Consider the following 18,184-nt stretch of genomic DNA (forward strand, 5'->3'; position numbering starts at 1 on the left):
ATGCACGATAATACAATTAAGACAGCAGAATCTGTATGGAATAATTGTCTTGAATTCATAAAGGATAACATCCAAGAACAAGCATTCAAGACATGGTTCATGCCTATTAAGGCTATTGAGCTTACAGAGAATGCTCTTTATATTCAGGTGCCTAGTAAGTTTTTTTACGAGTGGTTGGAAGAACACTATGTAAAAATCCTAAAAGTAGCCCTAACAAAACAGTTAGGAGCTGAAGCAAAGTTATTGTATAAGATTCAGATGGAAACTCCTTCTGGAAACAAACAACCTTATACAGAACAATTACCAAGTACACAAAGAGGTCCAGTAAAACCTCAAGAGTTAGATGTACCTATTCAAAACAAGAATCCAGAATTAAAAAACCCTTTTGTAATTCCTGGAATCAGAAACGTAAAAATCGAATCTCAGTTAAATTCAAACTATTCATTTGATAACTTCTTAGAAGGTGATTCAAATAGATTGGCACGTTCTGCTGGTATGGCTGTTGCGAATAAACCAGGTGGTACTTCTTTTAACCCACTTCTTATTTTTGGAGGAGTTGGATTAGGAAAGACTCACTTAGCACACGCTATCGGTGTTGAAATTAAAGATCTTTACCCAGAAAAAACTGTCTTGTACATTTCTGCTGAAGTCTTTACTCAACAGTATATTGACTCTGTACGTAAGAATACGCGTAATGACTTTATCTACTTCTATCAATTAATAGATGTACTTATCGTCGATGATATTCAATTCTTATCAGGTAAATCAGGTACACAAGATGTGTTTTTCCATATCTTCAACCATTTACACCAAAATGGTAAACAAGTAATTCTTACTTCTGATAAAGCACCAGTAGATATTCAAGATATCGAACAACGTCTTTTATCTCGTTTTAAATGGGGATTATCTGCAGAGATATCACACCCAGATTTTGAAACAAGAGTAAAAATTGTTGAAGGAATATTATTCCGTGATGGAGTAGATATGCCAAAAGAAATAATCGAATATGTAGCTAAAAATGTAAACTCTAATATTAGAGAATTAGAAGGAGCTATCATTTCATTAATCGCTCAATCTTCATTTAATAAGCGTGAAGTAACAATTGACTTAGCAAGACAAGTTGTTGAGAAATTTGTGAAGAGTGTGAAGAGAGAAATCTCTATCGATTATATTCAAAAAATTGTTTCTGATTATTTCCAAATGGACACAGAAACATTGCGTTCTAAGACAAGAAAAAGAAACATAGTTCAAGCTAGACAACTAGCGATGTTCTTTGCTAAAAAATACACTAAAGCTTCTTTAGCTTCTATTGGTTCACAAATAGGAGATAGAGATCACGCTACAGTATTACACGCTTGCAAAACTGTGGATAATTTATTAGAAACGGATAAGGAGTTTAAGAAATTCCACGATGATATAAATATTAAATTCAGTATGTAATGACAAAAGTATTGATGGTTTGTTTAGGCAATATTTGCCGTTCGCCTTTAGCAGAAGGGATATTACAATCAAAGCTTTCTACAGAAAGTTTTTTTGTTGATTCAGCTGGTACTGGAGATTGGCATATAGGTAGTCAACCAGACAAACGATCAATAGCTGTTGCTAAAAAATACAATATTGATTTAACTACACAACGAGCAAGACAGTTTAAAGTAAGTGACTTTACTAATTTTGATCGCATCTATGTGATGGACAAATCTAATTACGAAAATGTAATTAAGTTAGCACCTAGTCAAGAAGCTAAAAATAAAGTAAAGTTAATTCTTAATGAAAACACACCAGGTCAAAACCTAGAAGTACCTGATCCATATTTTGGAGGAGATGATGGTTTTGAACATGTTTTTCATCTTTTAGATGAAGTTTGTAATGTAATAGCCAAAGATTTAAAATCTTAGATATATGTAAGTAAAAGGAAGAAAGTCATTTTCTTCCTTTTCTTTTTTGTACTATACTTTATCTTTACCTTTGTACTCTATTTGAGAGAAATTTGACAAATGACAAATAATATACCTACAGGTACACTATACCTAATCCCTATCACCCTAGGAGACACTACAAATCCTATGGACGTTTTGCCACAAACTGTAAAACGCGCTATCGAAATGCTTGACATATTCATAGTTGAAAATGAAAAAACAGCAAGACGTTTTATTAAAAGCATATGTCCTGAAAAAAAACAATCAGAACTTATTCTTTTTCCTTTAAATAAACACACTGAAGTAAGTGAATACAAAGAATATATTAAACCATTATTAGAAGGCAAAAGCGTTGGTGTAATGAGTGAAGCAGGTTGTCCTGGTGTCGCAGACCCTGGAGCAGTTATTGTAGACATAGCTCATAAAAGAAATATTAAAGTAACTCCTTTAGTAGGTCCCTCTTCTATCTTATTATCCGTTATGGCTTCAGGAATGAACGGACAAAGCTTTGCTTTCAATGGATACCTACCTATAGATAAAAGTGATAAAAAGAGTGCTCTTAAAGCTTTAGAGAGAACTTCTCAAGAGAAAAACCAATCACAGTTATTTATAGAAACTCCATATAGAAATAATCAACTGTTACAAGATATGGTACAGATATTAAATCCAAACACTCTTATCTGCGTAGCTTGTGATATAACCTTAGAGACAGAGTTTATACAGACTAAACCAGCTTCTCAATGGAAAAACACAAAAGAAGACTTACACAAAAGACCTTGTATCTTTATCATTCACAAGAACTAAATAGAACAAAAAAAGCTGAAAGTATTAACTAATACTTTCAGCTTTTTTATAAATATAATAATTGGTAAACTTCTTATTTATCTTTTGGCACTAAAGAACCAAAACCCATTCTTCTTAGCATTTTCATCACGAAATTCCAAAAAAAGCGATGTTGTCCAAATATAGTACCCACACAAATCAAAATAACTTTATAAACGGGCAGAATTAGCACAATATACAGAACCCAATATATAAACGGATTAGTTGTAGCTCTGTCTAGCCCTATGCTAGTTAAAATAGGTTTCGATATGTAAGCTGCAGTAGAACCTGTAATTGCAAAAACTAATAAGATTACACCCATTTGCCAATTTGATGTAATACCCCAACGTTGTTTTAATTTTTCCATTATTTAATTTAAATCTAAACAAAGGTAAGTCAATTTCCCTGATCTAAAAACATAAATATTACTAAATAAACGATTTACATCGTCTTACCTCTACCTCTACAATTCTAGTTTAGTAAGAGCTTCTATTACATATTCATGCATTACTTCGCGATAATCTAAATGTGTCACCATACGAAGCCATCCCCCTCCCATATCACTGATAAATATATTCTTTTGTTTCAACTTATCTATAAAGACTTTGTTTTGAGCTATTTCTTGCAGCCTAAAAACGACGATATTAGTTTGAACAGGCAAAACCTCCTTAACCCATATTTTCTTACTTAAAACCATCTCTATTTGCTTCGCTCTGAAATGATCTCTTTGCAGGCGACCAACATTATTTTTTAAAGCGAACAAAGCAGCCGAAGTTAAATACCCAATCTGACGCATTCCTCCCCCCATTAATTTACGTAGGCGAATAGCTTTTTTAATATCTTCTTTCGATCCTAACAACACAGAACCCACTGGAGCTCCAAGTCCTTTAGAGAAACACACTGATATCGTATTAAATAAAGCACCGAACTGACTTGGATGTTGTGATTTAGCCACCAATGCATTCCATAATCTAGCCCCGTCTAAGTGCATCTTTAATCCCTTTTCATTACACACCTCACGAATACGCTCTATCTCACTTAGCTCATAACAAGCTCCTCCACCTAAATTTGTCGTATTTTCTATACAAACTAATTTAGTGATTGGCAAGTGAATATTATTGGGGTCATTATAGTTTTCCAAGACTTGCTCTGCTGTAATACGTCCTCTATCTCCATCTATTAATGCACAACTCACTCCACTGTGCACTGCTATCCCTCCCCCTTCAAACATATTGATATGAGAACTTTTATCACAAATTAAATGATCTCCAGGTTGAGTATGCAATTTTATAGCGACTTGATTTGCCATTGTTCCTGAAGGAAAAAAAAGGGCTGCTTCCATCCCAAACAACTCAGCAACAGCAATTTCTAATTCATTGGTACTTCCATCTTGCTTGTAAACATCATCTCCTACCCTCGCTTTCATCATGTAATTCAACATTTCAGGTGTAGGCTTAGTGATTGTATCACTGATTAAATTAATTTCCATAAATTGATAGGAATAAGTATTTTTGTGCTATAAAAGTATTAAAAATTATGGTAACCACAGAACAACAGAAGGATATTATTGATCGCCTTGGTGCGTTAAGGAGGTATCTTTGACATCGATAAGAAGCTTATCGAAATAACAAACGAGGAAGAAAAAACTTTTGCTCCAGACTTTTGGAATAATCCTAAAGAAGCAGAAGTTATCGTTAAAGCCCTGAAGTCCAAAAAGAAATGGGTAGAAGGCTATGAATCTGCTATGTCTAACCTAGAGGAATTAAAGATTCTTTTAGAATTCTATGCAGAAGGTGAATACACAGAAGAAGAAGTAGTAGAACAGTATGAAAAAACGCTTCAGATTATAGAAGAACTAGAGTTTAAAAACATGCTTTCTGACGAAGGAGATAATATGAGTGCTGTACTACAGATTACGGCAGGTGCAGGAGGTACAGAGAGTTGCGATTGGGCAGCTATGCTGATGCGTATGTACATCATGTGGGGAGAGAAGAACGGCGTTAATGTAAAAGAACTAAACTACCAAGAAGGAGAAGTTGCTGGTGTAAAAACAGTAACCTTAGAGTTCGATGGAGAATTTGCGTTCGGATACTTAAAAGGCGAAAACGGAGTTCACCGTTTAGTGCGTATCTCACCATTTGACAGCAATGCTAAGCGTCATACCTCATTCGTATCTGTTTATGTTTATCCATTAGCAGATGATACTATCGAAATCGAAATTAGCCCATCAGATATCTCTTGGGAGACTATGCGATCTAGTGGTGCAGGTGGACAGAACGTTAATAAAGTAGAGACAGCAGTACGATTGCGTCACCACCCTACTGGTATTATTATTGAGAACTCTGAAACGCGTTCTCAATTAGACAACAAAACAAAAGCAATGCAACTTTTAAAGTCTCAATTATATGAAATTGAGCTTAAGAAGAAACAAGCAATGCGTGATGAAATAGAAGCAAATAAGAAGAAAATAGAATGGGGTTCGCAAATCCGTAACTACGTGATGCATCCTTATAAACTAGTTAAAGATGTCCGTACACAATTCGAAACTACTGATGTAGATTCTGTAATGAATGGAGAGATTGACAACTTCTTAAAAGCATATCTAATGATGATGGGACAAAAAGAAGAAGAATAAAAAAAGGAGCTAGCAGCTCCTTTTTTGCTTCATTAACACATCAACTTCCCGCAATAAAAAAAGTGGCACATCGCTGTACCACTCTATATATCTTTTAAACTATATGCTTACATAAAGAATGTAATCAAATAATATACTACCATTGCTATAATAGCTGATACAGGTATAGTTAATATCCAAGCCCATAATAGGTTAATAGTCACTCCCCATCTAACAGCAGAGATACGTTTAGTAACTCCTACCCCGATGATAGAACCTGTGATCGTATGCGTAGTCGATACTGGGATACCTAAATGCTCAGTCACATATAACGCAACAGCACCAGCTGTCTCAGCAGCCACCCCTTCTAATGGAGTTACTTTAGTAATCTTAGATCCCATAGTCTTCACGATCTTCCATCCTCCTGATAAAGTACCTAGACCAATGAATATAAATGATGCTAACGGAACCCACCACCAGTGCTCTACGAATACTTTAAATGTATCTACTCCATCCACTAGATAAGCTTCATCCATATCTATATTAACATGATAGAAGATAACAGCTGCACCGATAATACCCATTACTTTCTGAGCATCGTTACCACCATGTCCTAAAGAGAACATTGCAGATGACACTAACTGCAAACGTTTAAACCATGTATCACATTTATGAGAATTACCATTTCTACAAATCCACATAATACCCACCGTTATAAAATAGGCTAATATCATACCTAAAAACGGAGCTCCGAAGATAAATAAGAAAATTGGAATTACTTTAGAATATACAATAACATCCTCTCCTCCAGGTGCAAAACCACCTGCATGAGCTACTGCTGCTCCAATAAATCCTCCAATTAAAGTATGCGAAGAAGAAGAAGGAATACCCAACTTCCAAGTCAATAAGTTCCAAATAATAGCAGCTACTAATCCAGCGAATATCACCTCTAAACTAATAAAGTTTTCATTCACTGACTTGGCTATCGTATTACCAATTTTAAACTCTCCAATAATATAAAGAGAGATAAAATAAGCAGCAAAGTTAAATGCTGCTGCCCATAATACAGCTTGGAATGGTGTCAACACCTTTGTAGTCACAATGGTCGCAATAGAGTTTGCTGCATCGTGAAAACCGTTAATATAATCAAACCCTAATGCTAAGACGATAATGATCATCAGCATAATACCAGCTTGATTAGTAAACATTCCTAAGAAAAAATCCATAAATAATGTTTCTGATTAATTAAGCGTATTTTACTGTAATTGTCTCAAGTACATTAGCAACGTCTTTACAACTATCTGTTGCTGTTTCTAGAGCCATCATTACCTCTTTATATTTAATAATCTCAATAGCATTGCTTTCATTCTCAAAGATGTCCGCAACAGCTTTATCAAATACTTTATCTGCTTTACGCTCTAAACGAGAGATATTTTTACTGATTTCTGCTAATGCTGTAAAATTTTTATTGTCTTTTAAGATTAAAAGCCCCTTAGCCACTTCACTACAAGCTTCTAAATTAGCCTCAGTTAATTTGCGCAAAGGTTTTGTTACTTTATCGATTTGATATAATCTCATACGAGATGCAGCATCCGATAAGTGATCCGCTATATCATCTACAGCTGTAATCAAATTGTGGATATCCTCACGGTCAAAAGGTGTGATGAAGTTTTTTCCAAGTTCTACACGTGTAGTTTGAGCGATTGCTTCTATCTCTTGTTTTAATACTTCTACATTCTTTAATAACTGATCTCTTTCTTTAGCTGGAGCATTTACTGCTTCATTTAAAGTTTCTGAAATTTTCTTAATCTTACCTGCTGCCTTTTCAAATAATGGATAAAACACTTTATCCTTAGGCACTAAAAACTGAAAAATATTGTTTAATGACATCTTATAAATGATAATAATCGGGCGCAAAAGTAAACCTTTTAAGTTAGCTCAATGTTTCCTTAACGTTAATTTTTACGACTTTATTAATACTATTACTTTACGATAAAAACATAACTATTTGAATTACAAATATAAACCTATTTCCCTATATTAATTTAATGTTATGTAATAAAAGTACACTTTCCCCCTTATATTCTTATTTAGCGACGACAATTACCCTCATTAATTACAATTCATCACACCCTCACTTCTTTTTATCTCATTATTCACCATTCCTGATATATAATTTTAAAAGAAGACAATACTATAACCTCATTACCTAACTCACTTTTATCCCTCTTCATTTCATTACTATATCTTACTCATCAATCTACAGAACTACACTTTTATAAATCACCAAATTATACACATTTATCAACTATTCTCCTGAATCTAAACCTCCTTTTACTTCAACAACTGTCATTATAAATATTAATAAAATGAACAAAAGAAAATAGGTATCATGCTAAAAATCGCATCTCCTCATTTTTGGATAGTCAAAATTCTAGTATATTTTGTATTTTAGCGAAAACGATCAAGGATTAGTACACTATTTACTCTCTAAATATAACTTGTACTAAACCACAGACAACAGTGAATCAACCCAACAAACTATGGATATAAACTTCAATAAAAACGAAGACCACAATAAGCTTTTGCTTTCTGATTTAAAAAGAAAATTAGTAAAAGTAAAACAAGGTGGTGGCGAAAAAAGAATAGCTAAACTACACGAGCAAGGCAAAATGACTGCTAGAGAACGTATCGACTATTTACTAGATGATAAGACCAATAGTATAGAGATCGGTGCCTTCGCAGGAGACGGGATGTATGAAGAGCATGGAGGATGTCCTTCTGGAGGTGTAGTGGTTAAAATAGGTTATGTAAAAGGAAAACAGTGTATCGTAGTAGCAAATGACGCTACTGTAAAAGCAGGTGCTTGGTTCCCGATTACAGGAAAAAAGAATCTAAGAGCCCAAGAAATAGCAATAGAAAATAAACTACCTATCATCTACCTAGTAGACAGTGCAGGTGTTTATCTACCTCTACAAGACGAAATCTTCCCTGATAAAGAACACTTCGGACGTATATTCAGAAACAATGCTGTGATGAGCAGTATGGGTATCACACAGATAGCTGCTGTCATGGGTAGCTGTGTAGCCGGTGGTGCTTACCTTCCTATTATGAGTGATGAAGCACTTATCGTAGACAAGACAGGAAGTATCTTCTTAGCAGGTAGTTATTTAGTAAAAGCAGCTATCGGAGAGAGCATTGACAACGAAACTTTAGGTGGAGCAACTACGCACTGCGAAATATCAGGTGTAACTGATTATAAAGCTAAAGATGACAAAGATGCCCTTGACACAATCAAAAATATCATTGATAAAATAGGAGACTTTGACAAAGCAGGATATAACCGTATCAAAGCTGCCAAACCTGCTTTAGCTCAAGAAGACATCTACGGTATCTTACCAAAAGCGCGTAATGAGCAGTATGATATGATGGAGATTATCAAACGTCTAGTAGATAACTCAGAATTCGAAGAGTACAAAGAAGGGTACGGACAATCGATCATCACGGGATACGCTCGTATCGATGGATGGGCTGTAGGTATCGTAGCGAACCAACGCAAAGTAGTAAAAACTAAAAAAGGCGAAATGCAATTCGGAGGAGTGATATACTCTGACTCTGCAGATAAAGCTACTCGTTTTATAGCGAACTGTAATCAAAAGAAAATACCACTAGTATTCTTACAAGATGTAACAGGGTTTATGGTAGGGTCTAAGTCTGAGCACGGAGGTATTATTAAAGATGGTGCTAAGATGGTTAATGCTGTATCTAACTCTGTAGTACCTAAATTCACTGTAGTAGTAGGAAACTCTTATGGAGCAGGTAACTATGCGATGTGTGGTAAGGCTTATGACCCTAGACTTATCTTTGCATGGCCTAGTGCTGAGCTTGCTGTAATGGGAGGTGCTCAGGCAGCAAAAGTATTATTACAAATAGAAGCTTCATCTCTTAAAGCAAAAGGGGAAGAACTAACTAAAGAACAAGAAGAAGAATTATTCAATAAAATTAAAGCGAGATACGACAATCAAGTTTCGCCTTATTACGCAGCAGCACGTCTTTGGACAGATGCTATTATCGATCCATTAGATACGCGTAAGTGGATCTCTATGGGTATTGAAGCTGCAAACCACGCTCCTATCGAAAAACCGTTTAACTTAGGAGTTATTCAAGTATAATAAATAACCTTAAAGGGCTTTCAAGTGCATTGAAAGCCCTTTTTATTATTTGAGAGTTTCTCCTTTTCATTATGGAAGCTCTGTTCTATAAGTTGTATCGTGTATGCTAAACTTACCTTTTATTGATGCACCTGTTTTAGTCTTTGCTTCTAACCAACATTGAGTAAACCAAAATTCAAGTATTCGTTCTTGTTGCTCAGATAGAGTTTGCATTAACTCGTCATACATTTCTTCTCCATCTTCAGTCTCTGTCCATGATTCTTCTAAATCGTGTAAAGAAAAGTACAATTCTCTTGGAAACAAATTATCACTTAAGTTCTCTGGAATACCCATTGATATACTTGAAATAACTTGCTCTGCCTTATCCTCTGCCCAAACTACAATATCAAGTGTTTCATAGTCATATTCAAAATAAAATGTATCTACATCTCTAACAGTACATGGATCAACTAAAGGTATATATTCCCTTACAAATAAACTACATAAACTATCTATCATAGTAGGTCTTACTACTTCTAATCTATCTTTTAACCCTTTAGTGTAGTAAGCGATATACGTACTTATATTCATGATAAGTGTTAACTATTTATTGCTGATAAACTATAAAGATAATTTCTTTTGTCCAATTTAGTGTGATTTTCAATTTAAACACATTGTTTCCTATCTATTTTAATTCACATACATAATATAAAGCAGTGAAGTCACAGAGATAAATATCCACAGTCCTACTCCTTCTAATAGAGGTTTAAATCCTACAGATTTCACGGTGCGATAAGATAAAGATGTACCGATTAAGAATAAGGTCAAGGTCAATGCTGCTTTAGAAGCTTCTACGATATATGGTCCGATAGACTGTACTGCTGGGATATAAGAGTTCGCTAGCATTGCTAATACGAATAACCCGATAAAGTAAGGCAACTTCACTTTACCTCCTTTATTGTTAAAGAATACCATAGATAAGAATGCTACAGGGATCACCCATAATGCACGAGCTAGCTTCACAGTAGTAGCTACTTCTAGAGCTTGGTCTCCATACTTAGCCGCAGCTCCTACTACCGAACTCGTATCGTGTATCGCAATAGCAGACCATAGCCCGAAATCTACTTGACTTAATCCTAAGGCATGTCCTATAGGCGGAAATATAATTAAAGCTACAGAGTTTAAGATAAACACGATTCCTAAAGCTACTGATATCTGCTTCTCATCTGCTTTAATAACAGGAGAAACCGCAGCGATAGCACTACCTCCACAGATTGCAGTACCTGAAGAAACCAAATACGATATTTTTTTGTCTATTTTCAACACTTTTCCTAATAAGAATCCTAGTGCTAAAGTTAAAAAGATAGAGAAGATAGTAAGTATAAAACCATCCTTACCTGCAGATATTGCACTATACACATTCATACCAAAACCAAGCCCTATCACAGCTACTTTTAACAATAGCCCTGTTGCCTTCTTAGTCTGTTTTGCATACGGGTTCTCGAATAGCTGTGCATAGACTATCCCTATCACTAGTGCTACTGCGGATGAAATAAATGGAAATAAACTAAGCAAAGCTAGCCCTACTAGAAGCACTTTACCTATTGTCTCACGAGTGTTATTTTCTGTTGTCATTTGTATCATTATTTACAGATACAAATTTCCTTTATACACTAAGGAAAAGAAAATACATAATTGTTATAACCTATAACTTTAAGTTATGATTCTGTACAAAGCGAATGAACAGTTCTACCAAAGCGCTTTCTTGTCCTTGACGCTGTATTAAAGAGAAAGTTCTACTGATGTCTAATCCCTCTATATCTACAATGCTCAACTCGTTATACCTCAACTCTTTTAGAATAGCGTGTACGGATAAGAATGCAACGCTATCTGAGTGCATTAAATACATCTTAATACTCTCTGTACTAGAGAAGTTCATCTCATTAGTCAAATCACTTAAAGTTATACCTATCTCTTTAAGTGTAGTATCCACGACATCTAGTGTCCCAGACCCCGTTTCTCTTAATAAAAAAGACAACTCCTTTAGCTCTTGAGGTTTAATACTTCCTCTTTTGGCTAATTCATTATTGCTACTACACACCAAGACGATTTCGTCTTTGATAAAGTCAATATACTTTATCTGAGGATTTTTAGAATACCCTTCTACTAGACCTACATCTATTGTTTTGTTCAGCAGAAGATTCTCGATAGCATTCGTATTATCAGATACTACGTCTAGATGCAGATCATTTACCTTCTTTCTAAACTCTGCTAATAAGGGAGGTAATACATACTGTGATATAGTAGTACTCGCTCCTACTCTAAGGCTTCCGTCCATTTTAGCATTCAGTGCGTGTATATCGAACTCAAGATTGCGATAGATAGAGAATATCTCTTCTGCATACGTATAGAGTAGTTCACCTGCTTCTGTCAAGTGTATCTTCATCCCGTCACGTACAAAAAGTTTAGTCTGATAGCTAGCCTCTATCTCTTGGATATGCTTCGTCACAGCAGGCTGAGAAATCAACAATTCCTTAGAAGCCTTCGTGAAGCTCCCTCTCTTCGCTACTGTATAAAACACCTTTAATCTAAAGTCAAACATATCATCTCTTTTTTATCATAGAAGTAATTCTCTCTTAACATCTCCTCTTTCCCTAAACAACAAAATTAATGAATTAATATGGGTATTTTATACTATTTACACAGAGATAAAATCTGACTTATACCTATATTTGACTGTCCTTTTTAGACAAAGTCAATCCATAAAACTAAAAAACAAACTCAATGAAACGAATAGGAATACTAGGTGGTACAGCATACCCTTCTACAGCGTTATACTACACGCTATTAAACAAAATGGCAAATGAAAAATGGGGTGGATATCACTCATGCCCTATCCTCTTATACAGTATAGATTATCACAATATCAAAACTAGATATGCTAATCAATGGGATGAAGTACCTAATATCTTAAAACACGAAATCGAAATCCTACTATCGCTACAACCAAATTGTTTCTTGATAGCAAACAACACCTTACACAAAGCTTATGATGAGATCAAACAGGAAATACTAACTAATATTCCAATCTCACACAGTATAGAACTGACCAAAAAACATATACTAACGCATAATATGAAGAAAGTACTTCTGCTAGGTACACCCTTCACGATGGAAGATGATTATTTTAAATCTCCTTTACAGCAAGCAGGGATAGAAGTAATCATTCCTAACACTGAAGAAATAGCCCAAATAGGTCAATTCCAATCTATACTCGCTACAGGAGCCATCACAGAAGAGATGCGTTCATTCTTTATGACATTAATAGAAAATTATTCCTCTGTAGAAGGAGTGATTCTGGGTTGTACAGAATTGCCTTTAGTATTTAATTCACTTGATATTAAAATACCTATTATAGACACTATGGTATTACAGTGTGAAGACGCTTTTAGTAAGATATCCTAATCCGTAATCTTACAGATAATATTTCTTCATTAGACAAATCTTTAACTAAGCAGTAAGCAGGACTTATCACCTTTATGGATGAGTATATTGAGTTCTGTTTTACTGCTTATTTTCTATAAATAGAATACCTCTTCTAATCCCCATCGGAGATAATTTCTTAAATATTATCTACTCAACTCATCCCTCGTTATAATGACTCTTTTTCATAGACATATTCACTCGTATGTACTATACCCTTCTTTATTTTAGCATGTACATTATTAGAAGGAGAATACATGGAGAATAGAAGAAGCATTGTTCGACAAACATCTTCTCTGCTCCACTATGTATGGGGTATTCTCCATGAATTGTCGAGGGATTCTAGTCAAGTGCCCTATTTTACTGGGGTTAAGGCAATATCCATATTGGCTAAAAAAAAGTCAAAAACAAATAACAACTTAAATATCAACACTTTACAATAAAACCTATTTAAAAAAAGTATCTATGTTTTTTTAAAATAATCCCCTAAATAGACTTATATCCTCCTGATTTAGAAAAAAAACAGATTTTAAAAGTTTATTTTCCTTGATTTAAAGAAAAAAAGACTTGAAAACAAAAAAAGGATTCCTTTATTTCTTCATAAGCAAAGAATACGGATCATCACATAGATGAAAAAAAAGACTTCATCTTACTCTTTAAAAGAATTATATAACAACTCCTTAAAATCGTATAACAACGATAATGACACACTATCCTACATTTGTAATATAAATTATTAAACAAAAAAGAAATGGCAACAGTATATCAAATTAAAGGAATGGGATGCAGTAGTTGTGTCGGAAAGATTCAAGAAGAACTAAAAAAGTACCCTAATATAGAAGCTACAGTCACTCTAGATACACATAGTATAGAGGTTAAAACTCCTGAAGTGACGAAAGAAGAAGTACAAAAGATATTAACTTCTGCTGGAAAGTATGAGATACTTTAATAAAAATAAGGCTGTCCTTTTTGAACAGCCTTATCTTTTTAAGTATCGTTATATTATTTCTTAGAACGTAGCACCTAAAAACACACCTACTACAGGATATACTTCTGAGCACTTCGCATCATAATCATTAAAGTGTCCTACACCTAACTGTACTTTATAATACATTGGTCCTACTAACTTGCGTTTTATTCCCCAATGTACTTCACTTACTAGAACACTATTTAAGGAATTCATATATTCTTCACTATCTGTACCAAAACTATACTTAGCTTGAAACCCTACATAATTACCTGAATTATTGTCTAAAGTACGATTCTTCTCTATTCTCTTATTCTTATTATAATACCAATCTAGTCCCCCTCTCAGATAAGGAATTGGCTTCTTAAAGGTAAATACAACTGACATACTATTATTCCATACATCATAACCTGCGCCTATCCCCATACCCGTCTGAACGAATATATTCTCACCTATCAAAAAATCTCTTCCTGCATCTACTCCTAAAAAACTAGTCTGTATATAGAATCTACTCTTGTACTCATTTTCTTTCTGCGCAGTCATCAACAATGGCAGTAATAACATTAACAAAACAATTAGTTTCTTCATTTTTTTATATATTTTCATCTAATATATTTTCATCTAATATATTTACTAACAAAAAAGTAAGAAACATAATCTTTGTTTACTTTTAGAAATACTGCTCTAATATTTGAACAACTTCATTATTATTATACACTGTTTGGTAGTGAGTATGTTCTTCTCCTGCTAATCGATGAATTCTCTCTTTTATCTTATCCATACGTTGTATTAATTGTGGGATAAAATAAGCTACACTTCCCGATGGTATATCAGCCATACGCATATAATACTTAAGCATAATGATAGAAGCTTCTATCGGCATACAGTGATATTCTTCATAAGGAGTATAATCCATATCTATCAGATTATAACGCTTAAAGAATCGATTAAACAATTCTGTATTTAAAGTGATATAACGCGTATAATAATCTGTCAACTGTGGATGCTCACGCATAGCTTCTTCTATATCGACATTATCGTATAAGTGATACTTCCACAGTATCGTCCCATCTGTATACATCGACTGAGGAAGAGCTAAGAGCTTCTCTAAAATCTCTAATTGCATTGGGATTTTATAGCCTATTGGCTTATTCTGTGTAGCATATTCCTTTAATTCTAAAAAGTACTCATGCTCTTGGATAGTGCTTAATAAAGGATGGTCAAAGAACTCTTCCATATCAAATGCTCCATACATAATCGCTTTTCTCAGAGTATCTAATGCATGTTCTTGTTTTCCTTCTATACAATACATCAGTATCACATATTTATAACTATCTGCTTCTATCCATAAATAAGGTTCTACTAGACTATAGATCTTCCAAAACGGAATTAACTCTTCCTTGTCCTTCTTATCCTCATATTTCTGAACAATCAATTTAGCATAGTCACGCAATTCCTTTATTTGATAAAATACCCATGGAGTCTTACACTTTTTAGCAAACTCCTTATAATATGCAGCACTTGGTTTCTCTAGGCAGATACGTTCATCCTCTTCCATTCGCCAATATTTATTGCCATACTTATCTTGAAATAATTGTAACAATTGATCAATAGACAATCCTGTTGAACGAATAACTTGACCTTTATTATCTTCTATCAAGTACACAAACAGCCCCTCCTTATCCTCTCCTACAAAACCAGTATAAGAATAGGCTAAACCTTCTAACCTCTTTAAAAAACGAAAGCTCTGAGCATCTACCTCTAGCTTATATTGAGTATAATACACTGCTGTATCTGTGATCAAAAAGTCTGTGTGATAGGGATAACTCTCCACTCTGTAAGTTGAAAAAGAAGATTTAGAAACTACATGTCCCCAATAGTACAGATGAATACTGTCTTCTGCTAAGTAGTCTTCTGTCAGCTTAAAGGTAGTAGCATCGCTTCCCTCTATCCATTCGCCCTTCTCATCTAATACTCCTTCTTCAGATAAATAATAGACCGTCTCATACTTCGCTACTCTTTTAAACTTCTTAGGATTGGTCTTGATACACTTGCCATTAAAAATAACATGCTCTTGATCACAAGCCCCATATACCATTGGCTTAAAAGTAGCTAAATCAATCTGAGGGTACACTATCCCTCCCTCTTTACAACTAAACACCACCTTGCCATTATAATAAAAAGCTCCGAATAAGTGAATCGGGTTTAAAGGCGTTGCCTCTTTTGCAAAAACGGTTAAGTTAGCCAAGCGGTTCTTCCCTTGTAGTGTAGCTATTTTTTTGACTACATTACTATCTACCATTTTTGAATCAAACACTTTCTGCGCAAAAGGCTGATCAAAGTGTTCTAAACAACTAAAGACTAAAACTCGTAATGCTTCTAACTCTACAGCACTGATGGCCTGCACCTCCCATTGGTTATCTACTAACACCTCATAGCATTCTATTTCCTGCCAATTATAAGCATCTAATGTCAGTGCTATTACACCTGTTCTTCCCTCTTTTGCAAAAGGTGCAATGGTCTGAATACTTAGATAAAAATCTCCTCTGATAGTCTCTCTATTACCATGGTTATAAAAAGCTAAACACAGTAGTTCTTCTTTCTTTTTATTGTACTGATAACAATAGTTATCTTGACAATTATAAAGGATACATTGGTGCATCTCTTCACTAATCACAGTGATTGCTTTGGTTTTAAAAAATGCTTTATAATTAACCTCTGTTAGGTGTATTTGAGCAAAGACTCCTACTGGTTCTGCCATAGTGCGAATATTTAGAAGGTGTAAATATACTTATCCTAGATTAAGCATTGACCAAATATTACAAAGCAATTCTACTTCATATCTATTTCATTAGCTCTAAAACCACACTATAATATGCTTTGATCATTAATTCAGTCCTATTTGTATAATTCCTTTTCATTTATATGTCTATCTCTTATTCTGGGCTTATCGAAATGTTATCTTTGTCAATAAATCTAATTCTCTGTAGTCTTATGTCAGAAAGTAAACCTCGTCTAAACCGATTAACAGCTATAGTGACCCAGTTACAATCTAAGCGTATCGTAACCGCTACTGAGATAGCCGAAAAACACAATGTAAGTATACGTACGGTGTATAGAGATATCAGAACGTTAGAACAATCTGGTATTCCAATTTATACAGAAGAAGGTAAAGGATACTCTCTGGTAGATGGGTATGCTCTACCTCCTGTCATGTTTACACAAGAAGAGGCGAATGCTCTTATCACTGCTGAGCAACTGATATTAAAGAATAAAGATGCTTCTCTAATCAAACAATATCAAAATGCTATTCTCAAACTAAAAGCTGTACTGCGCTACACCCAAAAAGATAAAGCTGATCTGCTCTCTCAAAGAATAATCGTAAGAGATAATCCTGATAAAGCACAGACGAGTGATTACTTAATACAAATACAGACTGCTATTGTCAATCATCAGGTGCTTGTTATTGATTATTTGTCTTTAGAAAACCAAAAGAGTCAGCGAGACATAGAACCCTTTGCTATCTATACTACACAGGACAACTGGATATTAATAGCCTACTGTAGATTGAGACTAGACTTTAGAGCCTTTAGACTAGACTGTATCCAACACTTAAAAGATACCTTGCAAACATTCGAACCTCATCAAATCACAATGGAGCAATACTTAAAAGCGTGTAGAGAAAAATATTACCCACAAGACAACACCCCTGACATACCTATGTCATAAGGGGAACCTAACTTTGCTACATAATCTTAAACTCATGTATTATGAATCAAGTAACCTTAAAGAAATTCCACATCATCGGAATAGAAGTACGCACTACCAATGAACAAAACAAAGCAGCTAATGATATTCCCTTACTATGGGAACGCTTTTGGAAAGAAGATGTGCTAAACCGTATACCAAATAAAGTATGTACTGCTGTCTACTCCATGTACACGAATTATGAAGGGGACCATACGATGCCCTATACTACAATAATAGGCTGTGAAGTATCTGACCTATCTAATATCCCAGAAGGAATGACAGGGCATACTATAGAAGCAAGTACTTATAATAAAATAACTGCTACTGGAGATCTAACAAAAGGGTTGGTTATCAATGAGTGGTTTCAAATATGGGAACAACAGTGGGATAGAAAATACACAGCTGATTTTGAAATATATGACGAAAAATCCATGAACCCACAGGATGCTGAAGTAAGCATTTATGTAGCTATAAAATAACA

Annotated in this window: 18 protein-coding genes; 9 read left to right on the forward strand and 9 right to left on the reverse strand. The window is 34.5% G+C overall.

Annotation, left to right across the window (positions count from 1 at the left end; genetic code table 11):
- From dnaA to E0Z07_RS00015, 3 genes are all read left to right on the forward strand, one after another.
- Entirely contained in the window at positions 1-1,440 is a 1,440-nt protein-coding gene (dnaA, locus tag E0Z07_RS00005) for a chromosomal replication initiator protein DnaA (protein ID WP_006258586.1), read from the forward strand.
- Positions 1,440-1,895: a low molecular weight protein-tyrosine-phosphatase gene (locus E0Z07_RS00010; RefSeq protein WP_006258587.1), complete on the forward strand. Its 456-nt coding sequence runs from the start codon at positions 1,440-1,442 to the stop codon at positions 1,893-1,895. The genes dnaA and E0Z07_RS00010 overlap by 1 nt, the downstream gene beginning before the upstream one ends.
- 99 nt (positions 1,896-1,994) lie before the next feature.
- Positions 1,995-2,720: an SAM-dependent methyltransferase gene (locus E0Z07_RS00015; protein ID WP_006258588.1), complete on the forward strand. Its 726-nt coding sequence runs from the start codon at positions 1,995-1,997 to the stop codon at positions 2,718-2,720.
- 73 nt (positions 2,721-2,793) lie between these two features.
- Here E0Z07_RS00015 and E0Z07_RS00020 read toward each other — a convergent pair whose 3' ends face one another.
- Complete coding sequence (locus E0Z07_RS00020) at positions 2,794-3,105, reverse strand: DUF6787 family protein (RefSeq protein ID WP_006258589.1); 312 nt, start codon at positions 3,103-3,105, stop codon at positions 2,794-2,796.
- 96 nt (positions 3,106-3,201) lie between these two features.
- Entirely contained in the window at positions 3,202-4,227 is a 1,026-nt protein-coding gene (locus tag E0Z07_RS00025) for a threonine aldolase family protein (protein ID WP_006258590.1), read from the reverse strand.
- A gap of 47 nt (positions 4,228-4,274) precedes the next feature.
- Here E0Z07_RS00025 and prfB point away from each other — a divergent pair.
- Positions 4,275-5,373, forward strand: a protein-coding gene (gene prfB / locus E0Z07_RS00030) for a peptide chain release factor 2 (protein WP_115660748.1) whose coding sequence is annotated in 2 segments (ribosomal slippage) — positions 4,275-4,337 and positions 4,339-5,373 — 1,098 coding nt in all. Because the reading frame shifts where the segments join, the coding sequence is not laid out codon by codon here.
- A gap of 107 nt (positions 5,374-5,480) precedes the next feature.
- Here prfB and E0Z07_RS00035 read toward each other — a convergent pair.
- On the reverse strand, positions 5,481-6,578 hold the full coding sequence (locus E0Z07_RS00035; protein WP_006258592.1) for an inorganic phosphate transporter: 1,098 nt from the start codon (positions 6,576-6,578) through the stop codon (positions 5,481-5,483).
- Between the two features lie 19 nt (positions 6,579-6,597).
- Positions 6,598-7,242: a DUF47 domain-containing protein gene (locus E0Z07_RS00040; protein WP_029988676.1), complete on the reverse strand. Its 645-nt coding sequence runs from the start codon at positions 7,240-7,242 to the stop codon at positions 6,598-6,600.
- A 653-nt stretch (positions 7,243-7,895) separates the two neighbouring features.
- Here E0Z07_RS00040 and E0Z07_RS00045 point away from each other — a divergent pair.
- Positions 7,896-9,524, forward strand: a complete 1,629-nt coding sequence (locus E0Z07_RS00045) for an acyl-CoA carboxylase subunit beta (protein WP_006261778.1) — start codon at positions 7,896-7,898, stop codon at positions 9,522-9,524.
- A gap of 69 nt (positions 9,525-9,593) precedes the next feature.
- Here E0Z07_RS00045 and E0Z07_RS00050 read toward each other — a convergent pair whose 3' ends face one another.
- The 3 genes from E0Z07_RS00050 to E0Z07_RS00060 all read right to left on the reverse strand — a co-directional run bounded on the left by E0Z07_RS00050 (position 9,594) and on the right by E0Z07_RS00060 (position 12,105).
- Complete coding sequence (locus E0Z07_RS00050; RefSeq protein ID WP_006264257.1) at positions 9,594-10,094, reverse strand: hypothetical protein; 501 nt, start codon at positions 10,092-10,094, stop codon at positions 9,594-9,596.
- Positions 10,095-10,193: 99 nt separating this feature from the next.
- Complete coding sequence (locus tag E0Z07_RS00055; RefSeq protein ID WP_006258596.1) at positions 10,194-11,138, reverse strand: YeiH family protein; 945 nt, start codon at positions 11,136-11,138, stop codon at positions 10,194-10,196.
- A 70-nt stretch (positions 11,139-11,208) separates the two neighbouring features.
- The gene (locus tag E0Z07_RS00060) at positions 11,209-12,105 is read right to left on the reverse strand and encodes a LysR family transcriptional regulator (RefSeq protein WP_006258597.1); all 897 of its coding nucleotides are present in this window, start codon (positions 12,103-12,105) and stop codon (positions 11,209-11,211) included.
- 182 nt (positions 12,106-12,287) lie between these two features.
- Here E0Z07_RS00060 and E0Z07_RS00065 point away from each other — a divergent pair, with 182 nt between their 5' ends.
- Both E0Z07_RS00065 and E0Z07_RS00070 read left to right on the forward strand, forming a co-directional pair.
- Positions 12,288-12,968 carry an aspartate/glutamate racemase family protein gene (locus E0Z07_RS00065; RefSeq protein WP_006258598.1) on the forward strand — a complete coding sequence of 227 codons (681 nt, stop codon included), beginning with the start codon at positions 12,288-12,290 and terminating at the stop codon, positions 12,966-12,968.
- Between the two features lie 769 nt (positions 12,969-13,737).
- Positions 13,738-13,935 (forward strand): heavy-metal-associated domain-containing protein, encoded by a 198-nt coding sequence (locus tag E0Z07_RS00070; protein WP_006258599.1) that lies wholly within the window; start codon positions 13,738-13,740, stop codon positions 13,933-13,935.
- A gap of 60 nt (positions 13,936-13,995) precedes the next feature.
- Here E0Z07_RS00070 and E0Z07_RS00075 read toward each other — a convergent pair whose 3' ends face one another.
- Both E0Z07_RS00075 and E0Z07_RS00080 read right to left on the reverse strand, forming a co-directional pair.
- Entirely contained in the window at positions 13,996-14,541 is a 546-nt protein-coding gene (locus E0Z07_RS00075) for a hypothetical protein (protein ID WP_225581761.1), read from the reverse strand.
- 82 nt (positions 14,542-14,623) lie between these two features.
- Entirely contained in the window at positions 14,624-16,714 is a 2,091-nt protein-coding gene (locus tag E0Z07_RS00080; RefSeq protein ID WP_006258601.1) for a hypothetical protein, read from the reverse strand.
- A gap of 233 nt (positions 16,715-16,947) precedes the next feature.
- On the opposite strand from E0Z07_RS00080, the gene E0Z07_RS00085 reads away from it, so the two are divergent.
- Positions 16,948-17,682 carry a helix-turn-helix transcriptional regulator gene (locus tag E0Z07_RS00085; protein ID WP_006258602.1) on the forward strand — a complete coding sequence of 245 codons (735 nt, stop codon included), beginning with the start codon at positions 16,948-16,950 and terminating at the stop codon, positions 17,680-17,682.
- A gap of 41 nt (positions 17,683-17,723) precedes the next feature.
- Positions 17,724-18,182, forward strand: a complete 459-nt coding sequence (locus E0Z07_RS00090; RefSeq protein WP_006258603.1) for a GyrI-like domain-containing protein — start codon at positions 17,724-17,726, stop codon at positions 18,180-18,182.
- Positions 18,183-18,184 lie beyond the last annotated feature (2 nt).

It is taken from the genome of Myroides odoratimimus (assembly GCF_004337635.1).
Lineage (GTDB): Bacteria > Bacteroidota > Bacteroidia > Flavobacteriales > Flavobacteriaceae > Flavobacterium > Flavobacterium odoratimimum.

Excerpts from the sequence above, each read along its gene's own strand:
- dnaA (WP_006258586.1), top strand. The coding sequence starts at position 1 with ATGCACGATAATACAATTAAGACAGCAGAATCTGTATGGAATAATTGT.
- E0Z07_RS00080 (WP_006258601.1), bottom strand. The coding sequence starts at position 16,714 with ATGGCAGAACCAGTAGGAGTCTTTGCTCAAATACACCTAACAGAGGTT.
- E0Z07_RS00075 (WP_225581761.1), bottom strand. The coding sequence starts at position 14,541 with ATGAAGAAACTAATTGTTTTGTTAATGTTATTACTGCCATTGTTGATG.
- E0Z07_RS00050 (WP_006264257.1), bottom strand. The coding sequence starts at position 10,094 with ATGAATATAAGTACGTATATCGCTTACTACACTAAAGGGTTAAAAGAT.
- E0Z07_RS00025 (WP_006258590.1), bottom strand. The coding sequence starts at position 4,227 with ATGGAAATTAATTTAATCAGTGATACAATCACTAAGCCTACACCTGAA.
- E0Z07_RS00085 (WP_006258602.1), top strand. The coding sequence starts at position 16,948 with ATGTCAGAAAGTAAACCTCGTCTAAACCGATTAACAGCTATAGTGACC.
- E0Z07_RS00010 (WP_006258587.1), top strand. The coding sequence starts at position 1,440 with ATGACAAAAGTATTGATGGTTTGTTTAGGCAATATTTGCCGTTCGCCT.
- E0Z07_RS00065 (WP_006258598.1), top strand. The coding sequence starts at position 12,288 with ATGAAACGAATAGGAATACTAGGTGGTACAGCATACCCTTCTACAGCG.
- E0Z07_RS00055 (WP_006258596.1), bottom strand. The coding sequence starts at position 11,138 with ATGACAACAGAAAATAACACTCGTGAGACAATAGGTAAAGTGCTTCTA.
- E0Z07_RS00090 (WP_006258603.1), top strand. The coding sequence starts at position 17,724 with ATGAATCAAGTAACCTTAAAGAAATTCCACATCATCGGAATAGAAGTA.
- E0Z07_RS00015 (WP_006258588.1), top strand. The coding sequence starts at position 1,995 with ATGACAAATAATATACCTACAGGTACACTATACCTAATCCCTATCACC.
- E0Z07_RS00035 (WP_006258592.1), bottom strand. The coding sequence starts at position 6,578 with ATGGATTTTTTCTTAGGAATGTTTACTAATCAAGCTGGTATTATGCTG.
- E0Z07_RS00060 (WP_006258597.1), bottom strand. The coding sequence starts at position 12,105 with ATGTTTGACTTTAGATTAAAGGTGTTTTATACAGTAGCGAAGAGAGGG.
- E0Z07_RS00045 (WP_006261778.1), top strand. The coding sequence starts at position 7,896 with ATGGATATAAACTTCAATAAAAACGAAGACCACAATAAGCTTTTGCTT.
- E0Z07_RS00070 (WP_006258599.1), top strand. The coding sequence starts at position 13,738 with ATGGCAACAGTATATCAAATTAAAGGAATGGGATGCAGTAGTTGTGTC.
- E0Z07_RS00040 (WP_029988676.1), bottom strand. The coding sequence starts at position 7,242 with ATGTCATTAAACAATATTTTTCAGTTTTTAGTGCCTAAGGATAAAGTG.
- E0Z07_RS00020 (WP_006258589.1), bottom strand. The coding sequence starts at position 3,105 with ATGGAAAAATTAAAACAACGTTGGGGTATTACATCAAATTGGCAAATG.